24 protein-coding genes are annotated in these 24,733 nt (G+C 63.5%); 10 read left to right on the forward strand and 14 right to left on the reverse strand.

What is annotated here, in order from left to right:
• The coding region (locus tag J3489_RS00765; protein WP_206995214.1) for a flagellin N-terminal helical domain-containing protein at window positions 1–657 on the reverse strand (657 nt) is incomplete at its 3' end.
• 283 nt (window positions 658–940) lie between these two features.
• Here J3489_RS00765 and flgA point away from each other — a divergent pair.
• Window positions 941–1,516 carry a flagellar basal body P-ring formation chaperone FlgA gene (gene flgA / locus J3489_RS00770; RefSeq protein WP_206995215.1) on the forward strand — a complete coding sequence of 192 codons (576 nt, stop codon included), beginning with the start codon at window positions 941–943 and terminating at the stop codon, window positions 1,514–1,516.
• On the opposite strand, the gene J3489_RS00775 is transcribed toward flgA, so the two are convergent.
• The 4 genes from J3489_RS00775 to J3489_RS00790 all read right to left on the reverse strand — a co-directional run bounded on the left by J3489_RS00775 (window position 1,503) and on the right by J3489_RS00790 (window position 6,850).
• Window positions 1,503–1,991, reverse strand: a complete 489-nt coding sequence (locus tag J3489_RS00775) for a hypothetical protein (protein WP_309491304.1) — start codon at window positions 1,989–1,991, stop codon at window positions 1,503–1,505. The genes flgA and J3489_RS00775 overlap by 14 nt on opposite strands.
• Window positions 1,955–2,863 (reverse strand): winged helix-turn-helix domain-containing protein, encoded by a 909-nt coding sequence (locus J3489_RS00780; RefSeq protein WP_374193413.1) that lies wholly within the window; start codon window positions 2,861–2,863, stop codon window positions 1,955–1,957. Before J3489_RS00780 ends, J3489_RS00775 begins: the two co-directional genes overlap by 37 nt.
• A gap of 865 nt (window positions 2,864–3,728) precedes the next feature.
• Entirely contained in the window at window positions 3,729–5,300 is a 1,572-nt protein-coding gene (locus J3489_RS00785; RefSeq protein ID WP_206995216.1) for an ATP-binding protein, read from the reverse strand.
• 248 nt (window positions 5,301–5,548) lie between these two features.
• Complete coding sequence (locus J3489_RS00790; RefSeq protein ID WP_206995217.1) at window positions 5,549–6,850, reverse strand: MFS transporter; 1,302 nt, start codon at window positions 6,848–6,850, stop codon at window positions 5,549–5,551.
• Window positions 6,851–7,009: 159 nt separating this feature from the next.
• Between J3489_RS00790 and J3489_RS00795 the strand changes: the two genes are divergently transcribed.
• From J3489_RS00795 to mdcH, 8 genes are all read left to right on the forward strand, one after another.
• The gene (locus J3489_RS00795; RefSeq protein WP_206995990.1) at window positions 7,010–7,798 is read left to right on the forward strand and encodes a GntR family transcriptional regulator; all 789 of its coding nucleotides are present in this window, start codon (window positions 7,010–7,012) and stop codon (window positions 7,796–7,798) included.
• A 7-nt stretch (window positions 7,799–7,805) separates the two neighbouring features.
• A complete protein-coding gene (gene mdcA / locus J3489_RS00800; RefSeq protein ID WP_206995218.1) occupies window positions 7,806–9,488 on the forward strand; it encodes a malonate decarboxylase subunit alpha in 1,683 nt (560 codons plus the stop codon).
• A 4-nt stretch (window positions 9,489–9,492) separates the two neighbouring features.
• Window positions 9,493–10,443: a triphosphoribosyl-dephospho-CoA synthase gene (locus J3489_RS00805; RefSeq protein WP_206995219.1), complete on the forward strand. Its 951-nt coding sequence runs from the start codon at window positions 9,493–9,495 to the stop codon at window positions 10,441–10,443.
• A complete protein-coding gene (locus tag J3489_RS00810; RefSeq protein ID WP_206995220.1) occupies window positions 10,431–10,733 on the forward strand; it encodes a malonate decarboxylase subunit delta in 303 nt (100 codons plus the stop codon). The genes J3489_RS00805 and J3489_RS00810 overlap by 13 nt, the downstream gene beginning before the upstream one ends.
• A 251-nt stretch (window positions 10,734–10,984) precedes the next feature.
• A complete protein-coding gene (locus J3489_RS00815) occupies window positions 10,985–11,956 on the forward strand; it encodes a biotin-independent malonate decarboxylase subunit beta (protein WP_206995221.1) in 972 nt (323 codons plus the stop codon).
• Window positions 11,953–12,765 carry a biotin-independent malonate decarboxylase subunit gamma gene (mdcE, locus tag J3489_RS00820; RefSeq protein WP_206995223.1) on the forward strand — a complete coding sequence of 271 codons (813 nt, stop codon included), beginning with the start codon at window positions 11,953–11,955 and terminating at the stop codon, window positions 12,763–12,765. The genes J3489_RS00815 and mdcE overlap by 4 nt, the downstream gene beginning before the upstream one ends.
• The gene (locus J3489_RS00825) at window positions 12,765–13,496 is read left to right on the forward strand and encodes a malonate decarboxylase holo-ACP synthase (protein WP_206995225.1); all 732 of its coding nucleotides are present in this window, start codon (window positions 12,765–12,767) and stop codon (window positions 13,494–13,496) included. The genes mdcE and J3489_RS00825 overlap by 1 nt, the downstream gene beginning before the upstream one ends.
• Window positions 13,496–14,422 carry a malonate decarboxylase subunit epsilon gene (gene mdcH, locus J3489_RS00830; RefSeq protein WP_206995227.1) on the forward strand — a complete coding sequence of 309 codons (927 nt, stop codon included), beginning with the start codon at window positions 13,496–13,498 and terminating at the stop codon, window positions 14,420–14,422. Before J3489_RS00825 ends, mdcH begins: the two co-directional genes overlap by 1 nt.
• Window positions 14,423–14,505: 83 nt before the next feature.
• Here mdcH and bla read toward each other — a convergent pair whose 3' ends face one another.
• The 4 genes from bla to J3489_RS00850 form a co-directional block, all read right to left on the reverse strand.
• Window positions 14,506–15,393 (reverse strand): class A beta-lactamase, encoded by an 888-nt coding sequence (gene bla, locus J3489_RS00835; RefSeq protein WP_206995992.1) that lies wholly within the window; start codon window positions 15,391–15,393, stop codon window positions 14,506–14,508.
• Window positions 15,394–15,749: 356 nt separating this feature from the next.
• Entirely contained in the window at window positions 15,750–16,547 is a 798-nt protein-coding gene (locus J3489_RS00840) for a peptidoglycan DD-metalloendopeptidase family protein (RefSeq protein ID WP_206995229.1), read from the reverse strand.
• 268 nt (window positions 16,548–16,815) lie between these two features.
• Window positions 16,816–18,462, reverse strand: a complete 1,647-nt coding sequence (locus J3489_RS00845; protein WP_206995231.1) for a methyl-accepting chemotaxis protein — start codon at window positions 18,460–18,462, stop codon at window positions 16,816–16,818.
• Between the two features lie 250 nt (window positions 18,463–18,712).
• Complete coding sequence (locus J3489_RS00850) at window positions 18,713–19,462, reverse strand: 2-keto-4-pentenoate hydratase (RefSeq protein ID WP_206995233.1); 750 nt, start codon at window positions 19,460–19,462, stop codon at window positions 18,713–18,715.
• 271 nt (window positions 19,463–19,733) lie between these two features.
• Between J3489_RS00850 and J3489_RS00855 the strand changes: the two genes are divergently transcribed.
• A complete protein-coding gene (locus J3489_RS00855; RefSeq protein WP_242539678.1) occupies window positions 19,734–20,456 on the forward strand; it encodes a GntR family transcriptional regulator in 723 nt (240 codons plus the stop codon).
• A 290-nt stretch (window positions 20,457–20,746) separates the two neighbouring features.
• Here the strand turns inward: J3489_RS00855 and J3489_RS00860 are convergent, their stop codons facing one another.
• The 5 genes from J3489_RS00860 to J3489_RS00880 all read right to left on the reverse strand — a co-directional run bounded on the left by J3489_RS00860 (window position 20,747) and on the right by J3489_RS00880 (window position 24,715).
• Window positions 20,747–21,928, reverse strand: coding sequence for a porin (locus J3489_RS00860; protein ID WP_206995237.1), 1,182 nt, complete (start codon window positions 21,926–21,928; stop codon window positions 20,747–20,749).
• Between the two features lie 383 nt (window positions 21,929–22,311).
• The gene (locus tag J3489_RS00865) at window positions 22,312–22,734 is read right to left on the reverse strand and encodes a hypothetical protein (protein ID WP_206995240.1); all 423 of its coding nucleotides are present in this window, start codon (window positions 22,732–22,734) and stop codon (window positions 22,312–22,314) included.
• Between the two features lie 175 nt (window positions 22,735–22,909).
• Entirely contained in the window at window positions 22,910–23,671 is a 762-nt protein-coding gene (locus J3489_RS00870; protein ID WP_206995242.1) for a TonB family protein, read from the reverse strand.
• Window positions 23,664–24,062 carry an ExbD/TolR family protein gene (locus tag J3489_RS00875; protein ID WP_206995244.1) on the reverse strand — a complete coding sequence of 133 codons (399 nt, stop codon included), beginning with the start codon at window positions 24,060–24,062 and terminating at the stop codon, window positions 23,664–23,666. Before J3489_RS00875 ends, J3489_RS00870 begins: the two co-directional genes overlap by 8 nt.
• A complete protein-coding gene (locus J3489_RS00880; protein ID WP_242539679.1) occupies window positions 24,059–24,715 on the reverse strand; it encodes a MotA/TolQ/ExbB proton channel family protein in 657 nt (218 codons plus the stop codon). The genes J3489_RS00875 and J3489_RS00880 overlap by 4 nt, the downstream gene beginning before the upstream one ends.
• Between the last annotated feature and the right edge of the window lie 18 nt (window positions 24,716–24,733).

Here is a 24,733-nt window from a genome sequence, read left to right on the forward strand (position 1 = left end):
CGAAGATAGGGCGCCGACGCTGTCGAGCACAGCGTTAAGGGTATCGATCATTTTGTTGGCCCCGCCGGCGGCGGTCAGTTCTGTACCCGCTTTTGTCGGGTCCTTATACGCCGCGCTGGCGCCCTCGAAAGCTTTAGCAACATCCTTAAGCACTTTCGAGAAATCGACCGTCATCGTTTCGCTCGAGCTTGCGCCGACCTGGAACGTCAATGCCGTCGAAAGCTTGCCGGCCGTGCCGTCCTTGCTGAACAGCTTTTCGCCGCCGTACGACGTGTTGGACATCACGTTGTTCAGTTGCTGGCCAAGCGCGTCGTATTCCGACTGCATGGCCGCCTTGTCGGCGTCCGAAGACGAATCGTCGGCCGCTTGCGTGGCCAGATCCTTCATGCGCATCAGAACGTTCTTGACTTCGTCGAACGCGCCGTTGGCCGTTTGCAGCAGCGAAGTCGCATTCTGCGTGTTGCTCGCCGCGACGGTCATGCCGCTCGTTTGCGCGCGCAGGCGGGTTGCGATTTGCAGGCCGGCAGCATCGTCAGCGGCGGAATTGATCCGGAAGCCGGTGCCGAGGCGGATCATCGACTTGGTAACGTCGGATTGGGTTCGCGACACGGCGTTCTGAACCATCAGCGAAGCCATGTTGGTGTGAAGACTAAGCACGATTTTTTCTCCAGGAATTAAGACTCAAGAAACGTCACATGACGTCCTCACCCACCCAAAGGCGGCGCCTGGCTTCGAAACCTTAAGACCTTTTCGACAAACTTTCGGCTCTATAATCCGAGCACTCCTCACTCGCACCGTCGGCACGATGCCCATCAGACCCATCACAATTCGGTTTACGTTTTTGCCGCTGATCTTCATCGCAGGTGTGGCATCCGCCCGGGCGGATGCGCCGGTCGTTGCACAAGTTCGAGAGGCGGCACAGGCCTGGCTGGACAATTATGTGAAGCAGCACCAGTTGCAGGACGCGCGCGTCGAGGCCGCCGTCTTGCCGAGCCGCCGCCCGGCTCCGCCGTGCGGCAAACCTTATGAGATCGCGCCGTCCGGCAACGGCCAGCTGGGCCATCTGAAGTTCGCCGTGCGCTGCCCGAACGATGCGCGCACAACGTTCTATCAGGTGCGCACGAGCGTATTGGCGAAGGTCGTGGTGGCGGCGGCCGCGATTCCCGCGGGCCAGCCGATCGACGTCAACGACGTCACGCTTGAAGAAGAAAACCTTGCCGCGGTGCCCGATGCGCTGACCGATCCCGCAGCGATCGCGGGCCGCGTCAGCCGCCGCGCGCTCAAGGCCGGCAGCGTCGTGCAAGCGCGTTTTCTACAGGGGGAAACCGCGGTGAAGCGCGGCCAGATGGTGCGGATCGTCGCGCGCAATCAGCAAATCGAAATCACGGCGGCGGGCACCGCGCTGCAAAACGGCGCGAAGGACGAAGTGATCCGCGTGCGCAACACGAGCACGGGCAAGATCATCGCCGCACGCGTCACCGGGCCCGGCATCGTCGAGCCGCTTACGGACCGGTGACGCACATGCCGGCGTGGTTGTCGTTGGTCTCGACGATCCACGCATTCCGCGTGAGCTTCCTGAAGCGAAAATCGATTTCCTCGCCGGCCGCGACGAGCGGGCCCGGCACCGGCTGGGATGCCGCGTTGTCGAGCTTCGAATACGCGAGCTTGCGCACTTTGCTCAGGACGGTCCCGTCTCGCGCGAACAACATGTCGATCGTGCCGCTGCGATCGATCGATACGCACTCCTCCTCGTTCCGGTAACAGCCGCTCAAATGGATGCGTCCGGCGTCGAGCCAGAATGAGGTCGACAGCATCGCGGTGCGCTTCGATCCGCCATCGGAGTCAAGCAAATAACGCGGCTGGTGCACCACGCATTGGCCGTGCGGCAGATCGTGATAGGCGCCGCGCGTCGTGTACCACGCTGTCCAGGCGGAGAGCGACGCAACGGCGAGAATTATTGATAGGCCGTTTCGACGAAATAGGTTTCGCACTGCTCGGGTGCCTCGTAAATGGATTTCGGACAAACAGCCAGCCAATCTTCGTTGCCCAACCCGATCTGATAGACGTAGCTGCCTTTCGCAGGCGTCACCTGGATCGATTGCAAGAGCGCCTTTTGCTTCATCTTGCCGTTCGAGAAGTAATGCACGCCGCCGACGGTCTGCGCAAACGGAAACTCGAACTTCCGGTTGCCGTCGAAGAACGTCTTCCACGCGAGCACGCCGGCCCACGCCAGCAGCACGCCGTACACCGCGTACGTCAACGGCCGGCGCCGCTTCTTCGGTGGCGCAACACGCACCGGCGCCGCGCCATCCGGGGCGGCGTCATCCGGCGCGGCGACAGCGGCTGCGGCATCGGCAAGCGCGGCAGCAGGCTCCGCTGCGGGAACCCGCGCGGGCGCTTCGGCGCTGCCCTCGGATAGCGGCGGCTCGACTTCGCCCATGCTCGCCTCGCCGGCAGCGACAGGTTCGGCTGCCGCGACTTCGGACGCGCCGGCATGAACTGCCACCTCGCCTGAACGCGCCGATACGGGCGTGTCGACAATCGGCTCGACCGTGCCGATGAACTTCAGGCCGAGGCGCGGCAGCGTCTTGATTAGACTTCCCGGCACGCCCTGCTCTTCGAGCTTCACGCGCAGCGACCGCACGAGCTGGTGATAGCTGCCTTCGGTCACCACCATGCCCTTGCTTTCCCACACCTGCTCGATCACAGCTTGCTTGGTGGCGTTACCCTGCATGAGCAGCGTCAGCAGTTCCGTTTCATTGGCGGCCAGCGCGGTGACGACATCATCGTGCGACAGCGTCATCAAATGGCTGTCGAACACGAGCTGATGTTCGATCAGATATTTTTCCAAAACGGCGGCCATCTAACTGTTCGCGAAGAGGTATTCATCAAAATGGGCTCGTTTCGCCCAGGGCCTATGCGAGCGCAAACGGTGTCGCGGGCGAATGATTGACGCCGCACCACAGCTTTCACCTCGCTATCTCAAAACGGTGCCCAAACGTCGGAAGCGCTTAATGACGGCTCCAGTCCTTAGATCAATATAGCGCGGGTTTGGACTGTTTCCAGACTGTCCCGAATTCTAAAGGCTGCGGGGAGCGATCAGCGAATATTTTGCGCTAGCCGATATTGCACGGCACATGACGCATAGACAAACGAATCTCAAACGAATCTAAATAAATGAACAGAATTCGCCAGACATGTCATTTTTACCGCTAGACGCCATGCTCTTTAAAAATCGCTTGCCAATCGCCCTCATTGCACGTGGCAAAGAAAATACTGGGTATCCGTATCCCGCGGTTGATTTGTCATTGTGCAGCGCAGTGAAAGCAGCGGGATGCAAGTGACTACCGAGGTGTCGCAGAACGGCCATGGAACGGCCTATCCTTGCTCGTCGGTTGATGTCCGCTTACGGGAGGCAGCGACCATTTGGTGTTAAGAGGACGCACGGGCGCTGTAACAGGTGGCGGCGTGTGCGAGGGACCATTTCCTAGTTCAATTGCAATGTTCGACTCGTTTACCTCCTCAGAAAACGGACGCAGGATACGCTTCGAAGCAGGAGGGCTCGCGCACGTGTTCCAATTGACTTTCGGCGGCTTTACCGGCCAACTGCTTAGCGCGGTTGAGAACCTAGCAGGTGTCCGAAATGAGGCAAATGACGGGCAGTTCCTGGGGATTTTGTCCAACTCACCAAGCGGCCCCGCCAATCGTTCAGCTCGGTTGGCTCTTCTTCAACCACTCGTGTCAGATGCTTCGTCCGTATCGTCGAAGTCCACATCCACATCGTCGACGTTTGCCTCGGTTACGTCAGAGTCCTCTTCCTCGACATCGTCCTCATCATCTGCGAGGCCAGGAAGGGTAATTTCGCGGGGAACCATCGTCTTGTCGCTCAGGATGTTTGCACCCAAGATATACGCATAGAGGCTACTCGGCTGAAGTCTAAAGTTTAGGCCCTTGTATTCGAACTCTGCAGTGATGGTCTTCGTTGTTACCAGAGTGTGATCATGGGCCAGCGTCGGATGCAACTGCGAAAATTCTACGCAATGGCGGACTAGCGAGCGGTCCTTATATGGTCTATCGCTCCATTTGACCTCGACCACCCATTGCGGTTTTTGGCTGCTAGGGGCCAAGGAAACGATATCGATTTCGCCATTGTTCCATCGCGCATAATAAAGTTCGGCTTTTTCACTGTGCTGCCATTGACTGAAAATTGCCGTTTCAGTGAGATTCCCCATCGTTTCAGCGTCATGCCTGACTTGCCCAAACAGTGCCGCTCGCATAGAGGGGTTCGTCAAGTAAATTTTAAAACGCATCGCACGCTTAAATCGCTTCGCGTTTTGGTCAATTCGCTCAATGCGACGAATTAAAAAGGCAGCATCCAAATATTCCAAATACCGCTTGATGGTGTTTTTTGCGACGCCAGAGCTCTTCGAAAGCTCTTCGAGGGATACCTCGTTCCCGGTATTGTAAGCCAATACGGTGAAGAGGCGATTTAGCTCTTGAATATCAGATATCCCATACAGGCTCGGAAGGTCGCGGAGCAAGACCTTGTCGATGATATCGCTCTTAATGTATTGGCCGGGATCAGATTTAACCGTGTCTGAAAAGACCGCCTCCGGATAGCCACCATAATTAAGATAGCAAATGAACTCCTTATTGAGTTCTTCGATGTTGGTGCATGTGTAGTGATACCTCCCCTTTGGCGTCTCTATCTTGTTGATTAAAACGTCCTCCTTATTGACAAATTGCAGGTACTCCGCAAAAGTCAATGGCGGTAAAACAAATTCGCTGAATCGGCCTGCTCCTGATTCATTGCTTTTCATACGCAACGCGGCCGCTGCAGATCCCGTGGCAATGAATTTATAGGAAAAGTAGGAATCAACCAGTGATTTTAGATGTACTTCCCATCCTTTAAGATATTGAATCTCATCGAAGAAAATATAAAGCTCACTGTTTTTGGTTAGAGTCAACAAATCCGCGTACATTTGCACGATTTTGTCTAGCCGTAGGCCTGTGTAGAGCGGTGTTTCGAGCGAGAGATAAAGGATGTTCTTGCCATCGACTCCGCTACGGAGAAGCGCTTCGATCGCATGGTAGACCATGACTGTCTTTCCGACGCGCCGCGGACCCATAAGGACAACTGCACGTTGAATAGACCTATCGGTCACAGCGCGCAGAAAGGGCGCAAAGTACTTGCGCCGTGGCATCTTCGCATATGTGACACGGTCAGGTGCTTGGTCATCCCACCACGGGTTATCAAATTTCAGACGCCCAAGGATCTCTTCCCCAGATATTTCGAACATTGTTGCTCCTAAGATCAGCATGCTGACGTTGATTGTCAGTCAGTTTTCAATCAAGGTCAATGCTCTGATCTTATTTTTCGTTGCCGAGGGCGCCAAGCGCTAGCTAGGGTGCGCGGTCCCAGACTTCGAGATCAATCCGGCGGACCCGTGACGAAGCAAGCGGCGCCTGCGATGGCGCCGCTAATTCGTTGCGACCAAGACCGAGGCCGATGCCCTCCGCCCGCCGCGTCAGGACCTGTCGCGGCGCGCTATTGCGGCAGCACTTCTCCGCGCGTTTCAGGCGCAAACGGAATGATCAGCAGCCCGATCACGAATGCCACGGCGGTCAGCGCGACCGGTACGCCCAGCGTATGCGTATGCAGCACCGCCGCGCCGAGCAGGAAGTTCACACCTGCGCCGATGAACCGGCCGAACGACGTGCAGAATGCAAATGCCGTCGCACGCACGCGCGTTTCGAACTGCTCGGGCAGCCACAGGCTGAAAAGCGCGAAGTTGCCGCCGAAGAAACCGAGCACGAACAGCCAGGCGATGAACGGCGCGAGACCATTGGGCAGATAGAACGCCCAGCCGAAACTCCCCGCAATCGATACCGCCATTCCGGTGAAATAGATCGCAAGCGTCTTTCTGCGCCCGACTTGCTCGGCAAGCCAAGGCAATACCAGACAGCCCAGTATCGTGCCGATCGAGAGCAAGCCGGTTGCCAGCGACGCCGTCTTGATCGCGCCGCTCTTGTCCATCCCCGACTTCGTCGCGAGCTGAATCACGGCCGACGGCTCATAGACCGCGCCCGCCCACAAGCCCACGATCGCGATCGTCAAAAGCGCGCAAGCCACCCAGGTGCGACGCCGATAGCGCGGACCGAAAATCTCGCGCAACGGCTTGACGTGGACCGTGGTGCGCGCCTCGGCCTTCTGCCACTTTTCCGTTTCCTTCACGCGCGTCAACACGAGAATCGCGACGAAGACCGGCACCGCGCCCGTCAGAAACATCGCGCGCCAGCCGAAATGCACGCCGACCGTATAGTTGAGCGCCGCCGCCAAGAAAAAGCCGGCGTAGTAGCCGGTTTGCAGATAGCCTGCGCCCATCTTGCGCCGGTCCTCGGGCCACGACTCCGCAACGTAGGTGCCCGCGAGCGCCCATTCGCCGCCGATCCCGACACCCGCGATAAAGCGGAAGATCGCAAGCTCCCACACGTTCTGCGAGAGTGCCGAAAGACCCGTGAAGATCGCGAACGTAAAGATCGTGCCGGCCAGCACCTTCGTGCGTCCGAAGCGGTCGGCGATCGGCCCCCAGATGAACGACAAGCCCCAGCCGACCAGAAACAGCGCAAACAGCATCGAGCCGGCGAGCCCGACATTGGCCGGCGTGGCGGCGTAGCCCGAACGCGGCAGCAACTCGGTCAGCGCGGGCGTGAGCACGAGCGCGTAGATGAACGAATCCATCCCATCGAGCGTCCAGCCGGTCCACGCTCCCCAAAATCCCGCAATCTGCGAACGATTGAGCGGCGTGCGATGTCGCGCGAGCCTCGCGCGGTCCGTCATTGAACTCATCTTGCTCCTCCGGTGATACGGTTGAACATCTAGCCTCAAATGAACTCGCGAGCGTGCGGCACAGGCCGCACGCTCGCGTCGGATACGCGCCAGGCCTCGGTCTTTTTATGGGGTTTGCCCGATTGGCGAGTTCGTATTTTATATATAATATTTGACATCATGAACGACGCAACGACTCGTTTTCCCCTAGACGACCCGTCCGGCACGAGCGTGCTGCCGGGCACGATTACTGTCGCGGAACGCGCGAGCACGTCGCGGATGATCGCGAACGCGCTGCGCACGGCGATCGTCGACGGTACCCTCGCGCCTGGCGCACCGCTGCGCCAGGACGCCATCGCGCGGCACTTTTCCGTCAGCGCGATTCCGGTGCGCGAAGCGTTGCGCCAGCTCGAAAGCGAAGGCTGGGCGAAGGTCGAGATGCACAAGGGCGCGACCGTCGCGCCCTTGTCGGCCGATGAAGCGCGGGAGATCTACGAAATTCGCGCCGCGCTCGAAAGCCTCGCGATCGGCCTCGCGATTCCCGCCCATACGCAAGCTTCGCTACGGCATTCGGAAGCGCTGTGCAAGGCGGCGTCTGCCGAAGCGGACCCGTCGCTTTACGTCGCGCGCAACGAAGCGTTTCATATGAGCCTCTACGAGCCCGCCGCGCGGCCGCAGCTCTTTGAAATGATCGGCGTGCTGCACCGGCGCGGCGAACGCTATCTGCGGCTCAAGTTCGGCTTGCCGGCGTACAAGGGCGAGTCCGATCGCGAACATGCGGCGCTGCTCAAGGCCGTGCGCCGGCACGATGTCGCTGCCGCGCAAGCGCTCGTCACCGGACATCTGCTCGGCACCGGCGAGCTGCTGTATCGTTTCCTCTGCGAAAACGCGGAGGCCATCTGTGCCGGTACCCCGTCAACCACTCGCAAGCCGCGCGCGAAACGCGAGCGCGCCCCCACCGGGAGCTGATCCGCCGATGAATCACCCAGCCTTCACTCCAGCCCGCACCGCGTCCGTCACGCCCGCGGCCCGCTCATGGACCACGCTGCGCGATGAAAAGGCGCGGCGCCTGGAAGCGGTCACACCCTGGCTCGAAGATCGCGTGCTGCCGCGCGAGCGTATCGTCGCCGCGCTCGAAGCGCTGATCCGTCCAGGCGATCGCGTGGCCCTCGAAGGCGACAATCAAAAGCAGGCCGACTTTCTGTCGCGTTCGCTCGCGAAGGTCGATCCGCAAAAAGTCCATGACGTTCATTTGCTGATTTCCAGCATCAGCCGCCCCGAGCACCTGACCCTGTTCGAGCAAGGCATCGCACACAAGGTCGATTTTTCGTTTGCGGGTCCGCAGAGTCTGCGCGTTGCGCAATTGCTCGAAGACGGGCAATTGGAAATCGGCGCGATCTATACCTACGTCGAGCTCTACGCGCGGATGTTCGTCGACCTGACGCCGCACGTCGCGCTGCTCTGCGCCGAGAAGGCGGATCGTCACGGCAATCTATATACGGGGCCGAACACCGAAGACACGCCGACCATTGCCGAAGCCGCTGCCTTTCGTCATGGCATCGTGATCGTGCAGGTCAACGAAGTCGTCGATGAGCTGCCGCGCGTCGATATCCCCGGCTCGTGGGTCGACATCGTCGTCGAGGCCGACCGCCCGTTCGCGGTCGAGCCGCTTTTCACGCGCGATCCGCGTCATATCGGCGACTTGCAAGTGCTGACCGCGATGATGGTGATTCGCGGCATCTACGAAGCGTATGGGATCACGTCGCTCAATCACGGCATCGGCTTCGATACCGCCGCGATCGAACTGCTGCTGCCGACGTATGGCGAAACGCTCGGCTTGAAGGGCAAGATCTGCCGCAACTGGACGCTCAATCCGCACCCCACGCTGATTCCCGCGATCGAGTCGGGCTGGGTCGACAGCGTGCATTGCTTCGGCAGCGAAGTCGGGATGGAGGCGTATATCGAGGCGCGCCCCGACATCTTCTTCACGGGCCGCGACGGCAGCCTGCGCTCGAACCGCGTGTTGTGCCAACTGGCCGGGCAATACGGCGTCGATCTGTTCATCGGCTCGACGCTGCAGATCGACGCCGATGCGAATTCGTCGACCGTCACGCGCGGCCGCCTGGCGGGCTTCGGCGGCGCGCCCAACATGGGCCACGATCCGCGCGGACGGCGCCATTCGAGCGAAGCGTGGCTGAAGCTCCTGAAGGCGAACGGGCCCATCGCGCGCGGCCACAAGCTCGTCGTGCAGCTCGCGGAAACGTACAAGAAAGGCGGCGAGCCGACCTTTGTCGACGAACTCGATGCGATCGCCGTCGGCGCAAAAAGCGCGATGCCGATCGCACCGGTGATGATCTACGGCGACGATGTGAGCCACGTCGTCACCGAGGAAGGTATCGCGCATTTGCACAAGGCGGAAGGCGTCGACGAACGGCGCGCCGCGCTCGCGGCCGTCGCCGGGGTCACGCCGATCGGCTTGCGCGCGAAGCCTGAGCAGACGGCCGCGCTGCGGCGGCGCGGCATCGTCGCCTATCCGGAGGACCTCGGCATTCGGCGTGGCGACGCGAAACGGTCGTTGCTTGCAGCGCGCAGCATCGACGATCTGGTCGCCTGGTCGGGCGGTCTCTATGCGCCGCCTGCGCGTTTTCGAAGCTGGTGATCTGATGAGCACCACTTCAGCCTGCTCGAATTGCGACAACAGCGGCTCGGCATTGCGGGCGATCCGGGGCGCGCCTTCGAGCGCCGCTACGCTTCACACGCCCTCCGACGCTCAGCTCGCGCGCTTGGCCGTCGATGCGCTGCTCGAAGAAGCGCGCCTCACGCCGAAGCCCGCGCTCGTCGATCAGCGCGGCAGCGGCGCGCATCGCGATCTCGATCTTGCGACGATGACGCGCTCCGCGCACGCGCTCGAACCCACCTTCGAAGCACTCGCGCGCGCGTCCCGTCACCGCGAGCCGTCGGCGACGCTGCGCGCCGAGCTCGCGCAAATCGGCCGCGCCGGCGAAGCGGCGATGATGGGCGCGACGGGCGGCAGCAACACGCATCGCGGCGCGATCTGGATCGTCGGCCTGTTGGTTGCGGGCGCAACGATTTGCGGCAACGTTCATTCGGCTGGCGCAGCGCGCATTTGCGACCTCGGCGCGCAAATCGCGTGCTTCTCCGATCGCTTCGCCCCTGCCGCCGACAGCAACGGCACGCGCGTGCGCGAGCGTTACGGCGTCGGCGGCGCGCGGGGTGAAGCGCAAGAAGGCTTTCCGCACGTGATCGGCGTCGGCTTGCCCGCGCTCGCCGCGGCGCGCCGGCGCGGCGTGGACGAAAACGCAGCACGTGTCGATACGCTGCTGGCCATCATGACGACGCTCGACGACACCTGTCTGCTGCACCGCGCCGGCTGGCCCGCGCTCACCGCCGCCAAACGCGGCGCGCGCCGCGTGCTCGACACGGGCGGCAGCTCGACCCCGAGCGGACGCGCCGCGCTCGACGCACTCGATAGCACGCTGCTCGCGCTGAACGCATCCCCGGGCGGCGCGGCGGACCTGCTCGCCGCAACCCTTTTCATCGACAAGCTGGTCCGCCGCCGGACCAGCGGGAGCCCCACGACATGGAACATCTGACGTTCGACTACCCGGCACAACGTCCCGTGACCGCCCGCGCCCATGTAGGCGTGGTCGGCTCGGGCGACCTCGAGGTGCTGCTGTCGCCGAGCGAGGCGATGACGGCGCACGTCGTCGTGCGCACGAGCGTCGACGGCTACGGGCATATCTGGAAGCACGTGCTCGATCGTTTTTTCACGCGCTATGACGGCGCGGCCTCGATCGAGATCAACGACTTCGGCGCAACGCCCGGCGTCGTCGCGCTGAGGCTTGCCGAAGCGGCCGAAGCATCCGATCAAGGAGCCGTGTGATGAACAGCCCCCACGCTCACTTACGTTCGCTGCCCCCCGAGGGGGCTGACGCCTCCCTTGGGGACGGCCCGGCGGGAGGCGTCATGAACAGCCCCCACGCTCACTTACGTTCGCTGCCCCCCGAGGGGGCTGACGCCTCCCTTGGGGACGGCCCGGCGGGAGGCGTCATGAACAGCCCCCACGCTCACTTATGTTCGCTGCCCCCCGAGGGGGCTGACGCCTCCCTTGGGGACGGCCCGGCGGGAGGCGTCATGAACAGCCCCCACGCTCACTTATGTTCGGCGGGAGGCGTCATAGGCGAGAGCGACGCGATCGATACGAATCACGACGTGGCACGTCCCGCGCCTTTGCTGCGCGACAGCTTCATTGAATTGCCCGCACGTGAACGCGCGCGCGCCCTGCTCGACGCCGGCACGTTTCGCGAGCTGCTCGGGCCGTTCGACAAGCTCGAATCGCCATGGCTGCCGCTGCAAGGCATCGTGTGCCAGGCCGACGATGGCGCGGTCATCGCGCGCGGCACGATCGACGGCGAACCCGCCGTCGTCGCCGCGATCGAATCGGCGTTCCAGGGCGGCAGCATCGGTGAAGTGTCGGGCAGCAAGATCGCCGCGGCACTGGAACTGGCGTTGCGCGATTGCGAGCGCGGCAAGCTCGTGCGTCCGGTCATCGTGTTCGAGACCGGCGGCGTGCGTTTGCAGGAAGCGAATCTCGGCCTCGCGGTCATCGCCGAAATCCAGGCGGCGATCGTCGCGTTGCGCCGCTACGTGCCGGTCGTCGGCGTGATTGCGGGGATGGTCGGCTGCTTTGGCGGGATGTCGCTCGCGGCGGCGCTGTGCTCCTATCTCGTCGCGACCCGGCAAGGCCGGCTCGGCATGAACGGCCCCGAAGTGATCGAACAGGAAGCGGGCATCGACGAACTCGATGCGAGCGACCGGCGCTACGTCTGGCGCTTGATCGGCGGCGAGCAGCGCGCAGCGACGGGTCTCGTCGACACGCTCGCGGACGACGACACGAACACCCTGCGCGCCGCCGTGCGCGCGGCGTTTGCGCGCGGCGTGCCGGCGCAGCATCGAAGCGAAGCGGTCGATGCGTATCTGGCGAAGCTCGCGCAAATCGATCCCGCCGACGTCTCGCCGGAAACGATGCGCGCCGTGTTTCAGGCGGACGCCTTGCACGCCGGCACCGCATCGGCCGGCGCACACCAGAAGCAGGAGCAAGGATGAGCGACAACACCATGACTCGCGGACAACGCTGGTTCCGCGCGCTCGCAGGCGAGCCGCGCTCGGCCGCGCCGGTATGGTCCGGCGATGCCGCGCTTGGCGCCGGCACCGCACGCTTCATCGCGGTCGTGCCCGATCCCGACCATCGCTTCCCGCGCGCGGTCGACAACGTCGTCGGTCTCGAACAAGGCTGGCGGCTGGCGCGCATCGTGCGCGACACGATCGAAGAAGACGCCCGCACAGGCACGCGCCGTCCGATCGTCGCAATCGTCGACGTGAAAAGCCAGGCGTACGGGTATCGCGAGGAGATGCTCGGCATTCATCTCGCCTGCGCGGCGGCCGTCGACGCCTACGCGGCCGCGCGTGCCGCCGGGCACCCAGTGGTGGCGCTGATCGTAGGGCCGGCGATGTCGGGCGCCTTCCTCGCGCACGGCTATCAGGCGAACCGGATCGTGGCGCTCGACGCGCCGGGCATTGCCGTGCACGCGATGGGCAAGGATTCGGCGGCGCGCGTGACGCGCCGCTCGGTCGAAGCGCTCGACGAGCTCGGCGAAACCATCACCCCGATGTCGTACGCCCTTTCGGCATTTGCCAAGCTCGGTTTGCTCGACAGGCTAATCGGCGGCGTGGACGCCGATGCGCCAACCGATGAACAGATCGAGCGCGTCCGCACTGTCCTGAACGAAGCGGTGCAAAGCGCGCGCAGCAGTGCGCGAGACTTGTCGCATCGGCTCCAATCCGCCGCCGCGAAAACGGCACGCGCCGCGTCGATCGAAGTGCGGCGGCGTCTTGCCGAGCAATGGGATGCGTAATGGAAACGGGGGAACCAGGGGAACCGGGCGCAACGCGCACATGCGCACTGCCGCCCTGGACGGCCGATGCGCCGGTCGCGGCCGACGCACGCTGGCGCGCGCACGATTTGCTCAAACTGCGGCGCTTGCCTGAATTGCCCGAAGCACCGGCGTGGGTGCAAAGGGCGTTTGCGCGCGCGCCGTTCGCCGTCGTGCGGCGTGCCGAATCGGCAGCGGGTTTTGTCGCGGTCGGCTTGCGCGGGACCGGACGTCACGAGCGTTACGGCACCTGGGCAGAAACCGGCGACATCGAAGCGCTCATCGCACCGGAGGACTTGGCCGGCGCGCGGCCTTCGGCCGATCGCGCGCAGTATCCCGCATTCGTCATGTTGAACACCGTACGCAAGGCACCCTGTCTGTCGGCATTCACCTGGGGACCCACGGGAAGCGCCGGATTCGAACTCGCAACCGGGCTGCCGACGGTCATCTCATCCAGCGATCTCGACCTGCTGATCCGAACCCCTGCACCGCTGTCGATGGACGCGGCACGCGCCCTGCTCGACGCATTGAACGCCGAGGCCGCACGCGCCGGCACGCGGATCGACGTGCAGCTCGAAACGCCGGCCGGCGGCGTCGCGCTCGCCGAATTCGCCGCTAACAAGGCGCGCGTGCTGGTGCGTCGCGCGCAGGGCCCGCAGCGCGTCGCCGATCCATGGCTCGCAGCCGGACCCCAAACGCAGGAATCGACGTAATGCTCGCTTATCTCTTCCCGGGTCAAGGCGCGCAAAGCGCCGGCTTCCTGCACCGGCTGCCCGCCCACGCCGCCGTCCGCGACACCCTCGCGGAAGCCTCGCAGGTGCTCGGCACCGACGTGCTGACGCTCGATACGGCCGACGCGCTGCGCTCGACCGTTGCCGTGCAGCTGACGCTCGTGATCGCGGGCGTCGCGACGACGCGCCAGCTCGCAGCCGAAGGACTGGCCGGGGAAATGAGCGCGGGCTTGTCGATCGGCGCCTATGCAGCGGCAGTGAGCTGCGAAGCCTTGGAATTCGCCGACGCGCTGCAGATGGCAAAAAAACGCGCCGAGCTGATGGAGCGCGCCTATCCCGGCGGCTATGGCTTGTCGGCGATTTCCGGTTTGACCGAACACGAGATCGAAACCTTGACGCACGAGACTGCGAGCGACGCCGCGGCACGCGTCTATATCGGCAACGTGAATGCCCCTCGGCAGATCGTCGTTGCCGGTTCGGACAGCGCGCTCGACGCGTTCAACGCGCGCGCGCTCGCAGCGGGCGCGCGCAAGGCGGCGCGGCTCGACGTCAGCGTGCCGTCGCATTGCGAACTGCTCGCCCAGGCATCGGACGAACTGCTCGCGTACAGCACCGGCGTGCCGTTTCGCGCGCCGCGCAGCACCTACATCGGCAATCGCGGCGCGCGCCCATTGCATACGGCGGACGCGATCCGAGACGACCTCGTCACCAACATGCGGCACACGGTGCGCTGGTTCGATGCACTCTCGGTGATGATCGAGATGGGGGCGACGGTGCTCGTCGAAGCGCCGCCCGGACAAGTGCTGACCGACATCGCTGCCGACGCGTACCCCGAGGTCCACGCGCTCTCGGCAAGTACGATCGCTCCGGACAAGCTCGCCGAAACGGTACGCAGGCGGCTCGCGTGAGCGCACCCTGCGTCAGGCAAACGCAACCCGCAGCGAGCCCCTGAAAGCGCACGACGCGCGGCCCCCGCGCGCAACGCCTCTGCTCAGCCAAGCGCGCCGGCCACGATGCGCGCAGCCGACGCCAGCACGTCGTCGCGCGGCGACGCATCCTGACGCTTCTGAGTGAAATAGATCGCGACAACGAGCGGCGCGCCGGATGGCCGCCAGATCACGCCGATGTCGTTCGACGTGCCGTAGTCGCCCGTTCCCGTCTTGTCGCCCACTTGCCAATCGGCCGGAACACCGGCACGGATGCGCTTGCCTCCCGTGGTATTCGCCCGCATCCATGCCTGCAGTTGCTCGCGCTGGCGTGGCGCCAGCGCATCGCCGAGCACAAGCCGCTGCAAGCTGCGCGCCATCGACGCCGGCGTCGACGTATCGCGCAAATCGCCTGGAATCGCCGTGTTCAACTCGGTCTCCCAGCGGTCGAGCCGGAACGTGTCGTTGCCGATCGAGCGGGCGAACGCCGTCACGGCCTGGGGCCCGCCAAGGATCTTGATCAACAGGTTGACCGCCGTGTTGTCGCTGTAGTCGAGCGCCGCCGCGCAGAGTTCGGCGACCGTCATGCCGGTCGCCACATGCGGCTTCGTGATCGGCGAATAGTTGACGAGATCCTGCTCGGTATACGTCACCCGGCGTTCGAGCAACCCAGGCTCGTTCTCGCTGCCTTTTAGAATCGCGGAGGCCGCGATCACCTTGAACGTGCTGCAGAACGCAAACCGCTCATCGGCGCGATGCAGCAGACGTGAGCCGCTGCCGGTGTCGACAGCAGCGAGCCCGAGCCGCCCGCCCGAAGCCGCTTCGAGCTTGGCCAATTCGGCCTGCGCCGGAGCATTGCGCTGCAGGCCGGCAGCCAGCGAGGCACAAGCGTCGACAAACGGCGAGGACATGGCAGCCAGCAATAGCGAACGGCGCAGCGCTGAAGGCTTCATAGGCATGGGATGTCGAGCGAGGGTCGAGAAGGTGCGATTTGACCTCGCCCCTTTCTCGATAGTTCACTCGCTCCTTGCATTGCGGCACGGCCTCGCGGCCGCCTGCACTCGCGGCTCCCGAAAACGCTCACCTATTCGATCGTTGCATGCAGATACATGTAACGCGCGATTTGGCCCGCTATCGATCGGGATTAGGAGGCACTTCTGCAACGAATCGCGACGAGCAGCCGTAGAAGTGCTAACGACTACGCAGGCTCGCCGTGATTCGAGCGCCATCAAAGGTGAGATTTTGCGGGACCTTGCGAACCGGCGGGCGTTGACCCGGCACGCCGATGCCCCGCGTCTCTCACTCGCGCTCAGCCGTGCCCGCTCGGCAGATACGGCATCGGATCGACCGGCTTGCCGTCGAGGCGCAGTTCGAACAGCAGCGCGACACGCGGGCTGTCGACGTCGCCCATCTCAGCGATCTCCTCGCCTTGCTTCACGACGTCGCCCGTCTTCACGAGCAGCTTGCTGCTGTGAGAATAGGCCGTCAGAAAATCGGCGTTGTGCTGCACGATGATCAGGCTGCCGTAGCCGTTCAGGCCGGTGCCGGCGTACATCACGCGTCCGTCGGCAGCGGCGCGAACCGGATCGCCTTCGTTGCCGCCGATTTCGATGCCGCGGTTGTGCCCCGGCTCGAACGGCTCGATGACCGAACCGTCGGCCGGCCAGGCAAGCGCGACGCGCTGCGAATGGCGATCGGGCGTCGTCGCGGCGACCGTGCTTCCTTGCCCGGCGCCGCGCATCGCAATCTGCAGCGATTCGCCTTTCGCCAGCCGCGGCTTGCGCGCCAAATGATTCCAAGCGATCAGGTTGTCGACCGTGCAGCCGTGGCTCTTCGCGATGCTGCCGAGCGTATCGCCGCGCTTCACGACATAGCTGAGCCACTGCACCTGGGCCGCCTGATCGCTGGCCGAATCGGCGCTGTTGCCGGTAGCGGCGGAAGCGCTCTGGGCCGCATGTGCCGCCGATGCTGCGGCGGCAGGCGTCGCGCCGGCCGCCACCGTGTCGCTCGACGCCGGCGGCGCGACGGTCGCGCACCCGGCCATGATGGCTGCCATAGCGGCGCCGGCAATGAGCGCCATGCTTCTGTCGAAATGACCTCGTCTCATCTTCGACTCGAACTCCATTTTTTCAAGGGCATCGCTTGAACCATACCCGTGTGGCGCCGCTTTAAGCTGCATACGCACAGCGCTACCGCAACGACGCCGCCATTACTCGCTATACAGGATGACGTATTCGAAATACGGCGTACGTCACCCCTCAAAATCCGATGCTGCATTGTAAAGGCAACATCTCAAAACCAAGGCAGGCGACATGTAACCGACTGCAATCGATCATTACAAATGCAACAGGCTTCCCCGGCACGCCTCGCGCCGCTCACGCCGGTTCAAACGAGGCGTCGGTCAAGCTGGGCGCAGCGCGTCCGCCTTCGACGCGATTCGCAGCTGTACGCACCGGTGCTGCGCCCCCCGCAACACGGAACACTGCGACGGCCGCAGTGAGCCTGCGCGCCTGCTCTTCGAGCGAGCTGGCCGCCGCTGCCGCCTGTTCGACGAGCGCCGCGTTTTGCTGCGTGACTTCGTCCATCTGAGCCACGGCGATATTGACTTGATCGATGCCGGTGCTCTGCTCGTGCGAGGCCGCCGCGATCTCGTTCATGATCGTGCTCACGCGCGCGATTGCCGCGACGATTTCATTCATCGTCGAGCCCGAGCGCTCCACGAGCTCGGCGCCTGTTTCGACGCGCGCCGACGATTCGCCGATCACCGTCTTGATTTCCTTAGCGGCGGCGGCACTGCGCTGCGCGAGCGAGCGGACCTCGCTCGCCACCACGGCGAAGCCGCGTCCTTGTTCGCCCGCCCGCGCCGCTTCAACCGCGGCGTTGAGCGCAAGAATATTGGTCTGGAAAGCGATGCCTTCGATCAGGCCGACGATATCGTTGATCTTGCGCGAATTGCCGACGATCTCGTGCATCGTGCCGACGACTTCCTGCGTCAGCTCGCCGCCTTGGGCCGCGAGGCCGGACGCGCCCTGCGCGAGCGAACTCGCCTGCTGGGCATTTTGCGCCGTCTGCTTGACGGTCGACGTGAGCTCTTCGATGCTCGCCGCCGTTTCCTCGAGCGACGCTGCCTGCTCTTCGGTGCGTTGCGACAGGTCCGCGTTGCCGGACGCGATTTCGCTCACGCCCGTATCGATCGACTCGGTGCTGCTGCGCACGGTGCTGACCGTTGCCACGAGCGATGCCTGCATCTTCTGCAGCGCCGCGGCGAGGCGCCCCATTTCGTTGTCGCTCACGACCTCGACACGCCCCGTCAGGTCGCCGTGCGCGATGCGCTGGAACTGCGCGATCGCCGCATCGACCGGATGCACGATGGCGCGCACGAGCGTCGCGCGTCCGAGCCACGCGCACACCAGCGACAGCAGCATGCCGGCCGCAACCACGATGCTCACGATCTGAAAGCGATCCTGCGCGGCCTGGTAACGTTGCGCGCCGCGCTCGAGCTGCACCTTCTCGAGCGCAGCCGTTGCCTTGTCGTAAGCGTTATAGAGAGCGGGCAGCTTTTTGCCTTGAAATTGCAGGAAGGCCGGCTTGTCGCCCGATTTCAGCGCAGCAAGCGCGGGATCGATGCCGTCATGCAGGAACGCGTCGCGCGTGCCCTGCAAGTCCTTGATGAGCGGCTGCACGCCGGGATCGCCGCCTGCCCGGCTCAGGTAGTGCGCGAGGCGCTCATCCGACACGCGACGGTAATCGTCGGCACGCTTGAGCACCGCAGCCGCCCCATCCTGGTCGTCGAGATCGGTGAGCGATGCGTAAGTCGCGAGCGCCAGGCGCAAGCGCAGCAATTGCCCCGCGCTGCCGTCGAGGTCCGCGACAGCGGGCGTATCGACCGTGTACATCTGCTGCAGCGATGCGTTGCCGGCGCGCATCGACAGCAGCCCAAGCGCAGCGCCTGCAACGAGCACGACCGCGAAGCACGCGACCATGAGGGTCAGCCACGCGCGAATGGAAAAGTTCTTCAGCATCCAATGGTCTCCGCTGTACGGTAGGAATGGCGGGGCCGCCAACCCTCTCCCCGTGCGCGCGCTGCACATGGCACACGCGTGCTCAACGTCCGAATTAAATGGACGCCACATGGAATGGTCTACGGCTGTTGCCAGGAAAACTTTACGGACGACCAGCGTGGCGTTCTGCCACAGCGTCGCGCGTGCCCGGCGCGTGACGCCATGCGCCGGGCACGGCGACGAGAATCGGCATGACAGGCCGCCCAGCGGGTCAAGCGATTTCGAACTCGATGCCGCCGATGCCCTCGATCGTCCCCCGCACGATGTCCGGCCCTTCGGCCAAATAAAGGCCGGTGTACGAGCCGGTGGTGAGCAGCGTGCGGGCAGGGATGGTCTGCACGTTCTGCAATGCGCGCGTGACGAGCCAGACGATGAGCCGCCGCGGATCACCCGCGGGATTGCTCGCGTGGCCGCTGAAGATTTCCTGGTCGCCGCAATGAAAGCTGACCTTCGGCGCGACGAAATCGAAGCGCCGGTCGTAACGCTTCGTCTCGCCGATCACGAGCGCTCCGTTGTTCTGCAGATCGGCCAGCTGCGCGAGCTTGTCGACCTGCGGCCAGGCCTTGAAGCGGCTGTCGACCACCTCCACCACGACCGACATCGAATCGATCGCGTCGAGGACATCGTCGGTTCGTTCGGCGAAGGTGTTGTCGATATCGGTCGCGAAGCTGAACGCGATCTCCAGCTCGAGGCCGATGCGCGCGTAGTCGGCGCGGCGCACGCCGGCCTTTGCGCCGAACACCTTCGCGGCCGGCAGCGGCGCGCATTGCGGTTCGTCGGTGGGGGTCTTCGCGCCGATCTTGTAGCCGGCGCTGCCGCCGAGTTCGGCGATCGTCAGTTGCTGGGCGAGATAGGCGTCGGCGGCGCTGGCGGGAAGCAGGTCGTCCGCAAGTGTGTCGATCAGGGTGTGCGTGCGGCGCGCCTCGACGAGTCGCGCGGCGAGAGCTTGCATAGAGGCCATGGTGTGAGGTGTCTCCTTGCCTGCGTAGGTTTTGCCGACCGGTCGATGCGGCATGCGGTTACGAAATGATAGACATTGGATGCAAGTTCGGCTCCGCTGGTTCTCGGTTTTTCTCATGGAATTTTGCATTTGGCATACCATAAGCGCGCCATTTCCCGGACGCAAACACTTTCTCCACAGTCATTCGAAATAGACGTTCCGCCTTGACAGGCTTATCATGCTTGAGACTCCTGTTCTTGACGCGTGTATTCACAATATGGCAGCGAGTATATTGCATACCAACTCCCGCGATAAACAAACCGATTCGGCTACATCGGGCTTCGGCGAATTCGCAGTCACCCGCCCGGTTCTGCACGAATCGGTCACCAACGCGCTGCGCAAGATGATCGTGGAGGGCGCGCTCGCGCCGGGCGCGCGGCTCAACGAGCGGGATTTGTGCGCGGTGCTCGGGGTGTCGCGCACGCCGTTGCGCGAGGCGCTGAAGGTGCTCGCGGCGGAAGGCCTGATCGACCATCAGCCGAATCGCGGCGCCGTGGTCGCGGTCATGACCGAGGAAGACATCGGCAATACGTTCGACCTGCTGGGCTGCCTCGAGAGTTTCGCCGGAGAGCTGGCGTGCGCGAAGATCGCCGACGCCGATTTGAACGAACTCAAGGCGTTGCATTTTTCGATGCTGGCCTGCCACTCGCGCGGCGACCTGTCCGGCTATTACGACTACAACCGGACAATCCACGACAGGATCAATCTGCTCGCGGGCAACGAAGTTCTGCGGCAAACCTATCTTGCGCTGAACCGCCGCGTAGAGGGACTGCGCTTCCGCTCGAACCACGACGCGCAGAAATGGGCGCGCGCCGTGGCCGAACACGGGCAGATGATCGAAGCGCTGGAAGCGCGCGACAGCGCGCGGATGGCCAGGCTGATGCGCCAGCACCTCGACGAGAAGAAGCAGGCGGTGCTCGGCGCGATGCGCGACGCCGCCAAACCCGCTGCGTAGCGGGCGCGGCGCCCTCGCCTCGCCCATTGACGCTCAGCGGATGCCCTCATTACCGCAGGACGGTGTGACGCACGTCACATGGCGCCTCCCCCTGCTTCAGCAATGTCCCGCGCGAAGGCCGTGACGGACGCGCAAAAGTAAAAAGGCCCATCCGAGCAACGCTGGGATGAGCCGAATCGCCGGCTAGCGGCGCAGATCGAAGGCTTGCAGCAGCGTGAACGCCACTGCCCGCACATCGACTTATTAAAAACTCGCGCGGCGCGCCAGGCGCCGCGCGTTGTCGCGTCAGATTAGAACTTGTGACGGATCGCGACGCGGAACGCAACTTGGTTGCTCGTCGTCGACGAGTTGTCCGTGCCCGGAATGAACGCGTTGTCCAGTTGCGTACCCGTACCACCGCTCGAAACGTGCTGATACGCCGTCTGGAAGTAGAAGTCCGTACGCTTCGAGATGTTGTAGTCAGCCATCAGACCAAACGTCTGGTACTTCGGATGCGCGGTACCCAACGTCGAGTTGTAGTTCGTGTAGGTATAGATGTATTGAGCACCCACGAAGAACGCCGGCGTGAGCTGATACTTGCCGTTGATTTCGAAGTTCTGGAAGCGCAGCGAGTTCAACGTGTTGCCAGGAATCGCCAGCGGAGCCGGATTGACGCCCGTCGCCGGGTTGGTCAGGTAGGTCGTCCCAGTCGGGTGCTGGTTGTACGAATTCGTGTACACAAAGCCGCCCGTCACCGGACCGTACGTGTAGTTGACACCACCGCCGAAGACCTGCAGCTTCTGGGCAATGAAGTTTGCGTCCGTCGTCGTAACCGTGCCGCTGCTGTTCGTGCCCGGGTTGTCGATCGCCATATAGGCACCGGCAACCTGCAGGCCGCCGAGCGCGTACGTGGCGCCGAGGCTATAGGCACGGTTGTTCGCGAAGCCGGTGTTGTTGCTGAAGCTGTAGGTGCCACCGATCTGGAAGCCAGCGAAGACCGGGCTCGCATACTTGACGGTGTTGTTCAGACGGAACGAGTTATCCGTGTTGTCGTTGTCGTACGGGTGCGACAGCAGGTAGCCGCCCCAGTTGCCGTTCGCGGTCAGCGGCGCGAGGTAGTCGACAACGGAGTCGTATTGACGACCAAGGGTAACCGTACCGTATTGGTCTTGCGTCAGGCCGACATAGGCTTGACGACCGAACTCGAGGCCGCCCTGGCCGAGCTTGCCGGTGTTCACGTCAAAGCCGTTTTCCAATTGGAAAATCGCCTTCAGACCGCCACCCAGATCTTCGGTGCCCTTCAGGCCCCAGCGGCTGCCTTGCGCATAGCCGCTTTGCATCTCCCAAACAGAGTGGCCACCGGTGGCCGTTGCCACTTTGTTCGTGTAGTTCAGGCCTTCATCGATCACGCCATACAGCGTGACGCTGCTTTGTGCGAAAACCGGAACGGCAAACGCGGACAACACTGCGAGCGAAATGACGTGCTTTTTCATCAAAATCTCCAAACCTTTTGATTGTTGACAATTCTTTCAATCTGCTTATTTTTCTGGCAGAGTTTTTAATGTCAGGTTGCGGTAATTTCATGCAACACCGATCGAATGGTTGCACGACGAAAGGTGGGCGTCCATTCAGGTGCGTGTTTTTGCGCCGGACCGTTGCGAATTGCCAACTAAAGCCACATCAATCAGATGGATTGACGTCCCAATGGTCAGTCAAAACGCCCAATCAATACGTGATAACCCCTAGAAAGCGAGTTGCCGGGGATAACGGAAGAAAATCGAGGAAAACCCAAAGGGCATTACAGCCGTTTGCCGATTAAAACCGCTGCATTAAGAACAATGACCGAGTTAACCGGCCCGCCATTAACGCAGCCTATTTAATCCGGATTGCAGAATATCGCGGTTATATGCGGCGCGACTTTATGGACGACCGCGGGGCTATGTGCCTCCGTCACGGCCTTCTGCACGCTGCCCATCCAGCCAAACACGACGGCGCCGTACGCCGAGTCGCCGATCGGCTTGCCGTCGCCGGTGCGGAACATCGGGTCGTCCTTCTGAAATCCGACCACCGCAAACACGTGGAATCCATATGCGGTAAGGTCCGCGCCGCTCGTGGGCCGGAACGCGTTGATCGAATTCGGCTCGACGCGGGTCGGCGTCGAGTCGATCAGGTACTGCTGCTCCAGCGAGCCGATGAACTCGTGTGCCGAGACACCGCATTTCAACGGTTCATCGAGCTCGGCGGCTGCGCAGATAGCAGGCAATAGCGCGATAAAGAGAGCAAATAGCGTGCGTTTCATTGTGTGATCGCTGCAGTGCGCGGGCACCCCAAAGCCGCTTGCCACGTCGCACGTCAACATTTTGAGATAAAGACCGGCCAGGGCCCGCACTTTACCGATGATTATCGCTCCTTGCATTGGCGGAATGCAGGCGCTCGATCGCCACGCGCTTGATCGGCGTGGCCCCGAGCGCGTGTCAGCTCACGTTGAAATGCACGCGCACGTCCCGCTGGCTGTCAACCGGGCGGCCGTTCTCCAGTGCCGGAAAGAAGCGCCATTTGCGCAGCGCTTCGAGCAGGATCTGATTGAGCCGCGGATTCGGCGTCGGCCTCACCAGTTCGAACTCCGTGCTGCCGTCCGCATGAATCTCGAAGCGCGCGACGGCTTCCGCCCGGTAGGCGTCCTCGCGCAAATCGTCGGGCAGCACGGGCAGCGGCTGGGAAAGCAGCCGCGCCTGCACGGTGCCGGCGGATGACGACGCCGGCGAAGTGTCCGAAGCGCTGCGGCCCGCCGTTTTGCCGCCGGCTGCGGGCGCCTCGGCGGTTGGCTCCTCGCGTGCCGGCGCGGCGGGCGATTCGCCCCGTGGCGGCAGCGCGTTTGTTTGCGGTGCGTTCGCGCTATTCGCCCTATTCGCGGTGTCGATCGCTTCGGTGCGGGCCGCTGGCGGCGTCACCCGGACCTGCTGCGGCTTCGGTATGCGACGCTGCAGCAGGTCCCTGGCCGGGGCGGACGCTTGCGGCTGTGCGGAAACCGTCCGCGCTGGCTCAGGCGGCGCAATTTCGACCAGCTTCATGTCGATCGTCTCAGGCACGGGCAGCGGCCGATCGGCCGGCACGAAAAGCGGCGTGAAGTGCGCGAGAAACAGCGCCCAACCCGCCACCGCGATAACGCACGCGAAAGCGAGCCGAACCCTCGGCGCGTCCGCCGCGGTCAGCAGACGCTGCCAGCCGCTATTCACGATGCACGGCCATCAGGAAGTGCGTGGCGCCCGCCCGACGCGCGGCGAGCATCGCCTCTACGACGACGCCGTGCGACGCGCCGTCGTCGGCGGCAATGACGATAGTGCCGTCACGCTGCAACCGATGCGCCACGGCCTGTGTCACCTGATCGAGCCGCACCGCCTGCCGATTGACGAACACCTGGTTCGTGCGGGTGACGCTGAGCGTCAGCGGCTTGTCCTGCGACATTCGCTCGGCCTGACCTTGCGGCAGATTCACGCGGACCGCGTCAAGCCGCTGCATCGCAAGCGACGTCAGCATGAACGTCGCCAGCAGGAAGAACATCACATCGATCATCGGAATGATCTCGATGCGTCCGCGCCGGGTGGCGCGAGCACGCCGCAGCTTCATGAGGCGGCGCTCCCGCGTTCCTGCTCGACGCGCACGTCGGCCAAAAGCGCATTCGCGAACGATTCGAGCTCGTCCGTCAACGCATCGATGCGGCGCGAGAAGAAGTTGAACGCGAACAGTGCGACGACGGCGATCACGATCCCGATCGCGGTCGCGACGAGCGCCTGCGCGACGCCCCCGGTGACGCCGGTCGGATTCACCAACCCGTCGCCGCCGATCAGCTTGAACGACTGCATCATGCCGACGATCGTGCCGAGCAGCCCGACGAGCGGCGCCGCCGTCACGATGGTCTCGAGCAGCCACAAGCCGCGGCCCATGTCGCGCCGGATCTGCGCGGCAGCAGACTCGATCCTCGTTTCGAGCCGCCACAGCGGCGCGCCGCGGCCGTCGAACAGACGGCCGACGCGGCGCAACGCGTGTTGCGCCGGCAAGCGCCCGAGCGCGCTCGCGAAGCCGTTCGCGGCGGCATCCTGTGCGCCGCCGCTGGCCGCTTCGATCGCTTCGGCAAGACCGGCGGGCACGCGAGCGAAGCGCCAGAACGCATACGCGCGGTCAAGCGTGATCGCAAGCGCGGCGACCGAGAGCAGCGTCAGCGGATACACCGCCCAGCCGCCGAGCCGGACGGCTTCGGCGAGGTTGGACCAATCGTTCAAGCGTGTTCTCCTCTGGGT

The organism is Trinickia mobilis (assembly GCF_017315705.1).
GTDB lineage: Bacteria > Pseudomonadota > Gammaproteobacteria > Burkholderiales > Burkholderiaceae > Trinickia_A > Trinickia_A mobilis.

Excerpts from the sequence above, each read along its gene's own strand:
- J3489_RS00780 (WP_374193413.1), bottom strand. The coding sequence starts at position 2,863 with ATGGCCGCCGTTTTGGAAAAATATCTGATCGAACATCAGCTCGTGTTC.
- J3489_RS00785 (WP_206995216.1), bottom strand. The coding sequence starts at position 5,300 with ATGTTCGAAATATCTGGGGAAGAGATCCTTGGGCGTCTGAAATTTGAT.
- J3489_RS00790 (WP_206995217.1), bottom strand. The coding sequence starts at position 6,850 with ATGAGTTCAATGACGGACCGCGCGAGGCTCGCGCGACATCGCACGCCG.
- J3489_RS00795 (WP_206995990.1), top strand. The coding sequence starts at position 7,010 with ATGAACGACGCAACGACTCGTTTTCCCCTAGACGACCCGTCCGGCACG.
- mdcA (WP_206995218.1), top strand. The coding sequence starts at position 7,806 with ATGAATCACCCAGCCTTCACTCCAGCCCGCACCGCGTCCGTCACGCCC.
- J3489_RS00805 (WP_206995219.1), top strand. The coding sequence starts at position 9,493 with ATGAGCACCACTTCAGCCTGCTCGAATTGCGACAACAGCGGCTCGGCA.
- J3489_RS00810 (WP_206995220.1), top strand. The coding sequence starts at position 10,431 with ATGGAACATCTGACGTTCGACTACCCGGCACAACGTCCCGTGACCGCC.
- J3489_RS00815 (WP_206995221.1), top strand. The coding sequence starts at position 10,985 with ATGAACAGCCCCCACGCTCACTTATGTTCGGCGGGAGGCGTCATAGGC.
- mdcE (WP_206995223.1), top strand. The coding sequence starts at position 11,953 with ATGAGCGACAACACCATGACTCGCGGACAACGCTGGTTCCGCGCGCTC.
- J3489_RS00825 (WP_206995225.1), top strand. The coding sequence starts at position 12,765 with ATGGAAACGGGGGAACCAGGGGAACCGGGCGCAACGCGCACATGCGCA.
- mdcH (WP_206995227.1), top strand. The coding sequence starts at position 13,496 with ATGCTCGCTTATCTCTTCCCGGGTCAAGGCGCGCAAAGCGCCGGCTTC.
- bla (WP_206995992.1), bottom strand. The coding sequence starts at position 15,393 with ATGAAGCCTTCAGCGCTGCGCCGTTCGCTATTGCTGGCTGCCATGTCC.
- J3489_RS00840 (WP_206995229.1), bottom strand. The coding sequence starts at position 16,547 with ATGAGACGAGGTCATTTCGACAGAAGCATGGCGCTCATTGCCGGCGCC.
- J3489_RS00845 (WP_206995231.1), bottom strand. The coding sequence starts at position 18,462 with ATGCTGAAGAACTTTTCCATTCGCGCGTGGCTGACCCTCATGGTCGCG.
- J3489_RS00850 (WP_206995233.1), bottom strand. The coding sequence starts at position 19,462 with ATGGCCTCTATGCAAGCTCTCGCCGCGCGACTCGTCGAGGCGCGCCGC.
- J3489_RS00860 (WP_206995237.1), bottom strand. The coding sequence starts at position 21,928 with ATGAAAAAGCACGTCATTTCGCTCGCAGTGTTGTCCGCGTTTGCCGTT.
- J3489_RS00865 (WP_206995240.1), bottom strand. The coding sequence starts at position 22,734 with ATGAAACGCACGCTATTTGCTCTCTTTATCGCGCTATTGCCTGCTATC.
- J3489_RS00875 (WP_206995244.1), bottom strand. The coding sequence starts at position 24,062 with ATGAAGCTGCGGCGTGCTCGCGCCACCCGGCGCGGACGCATCGAGATC.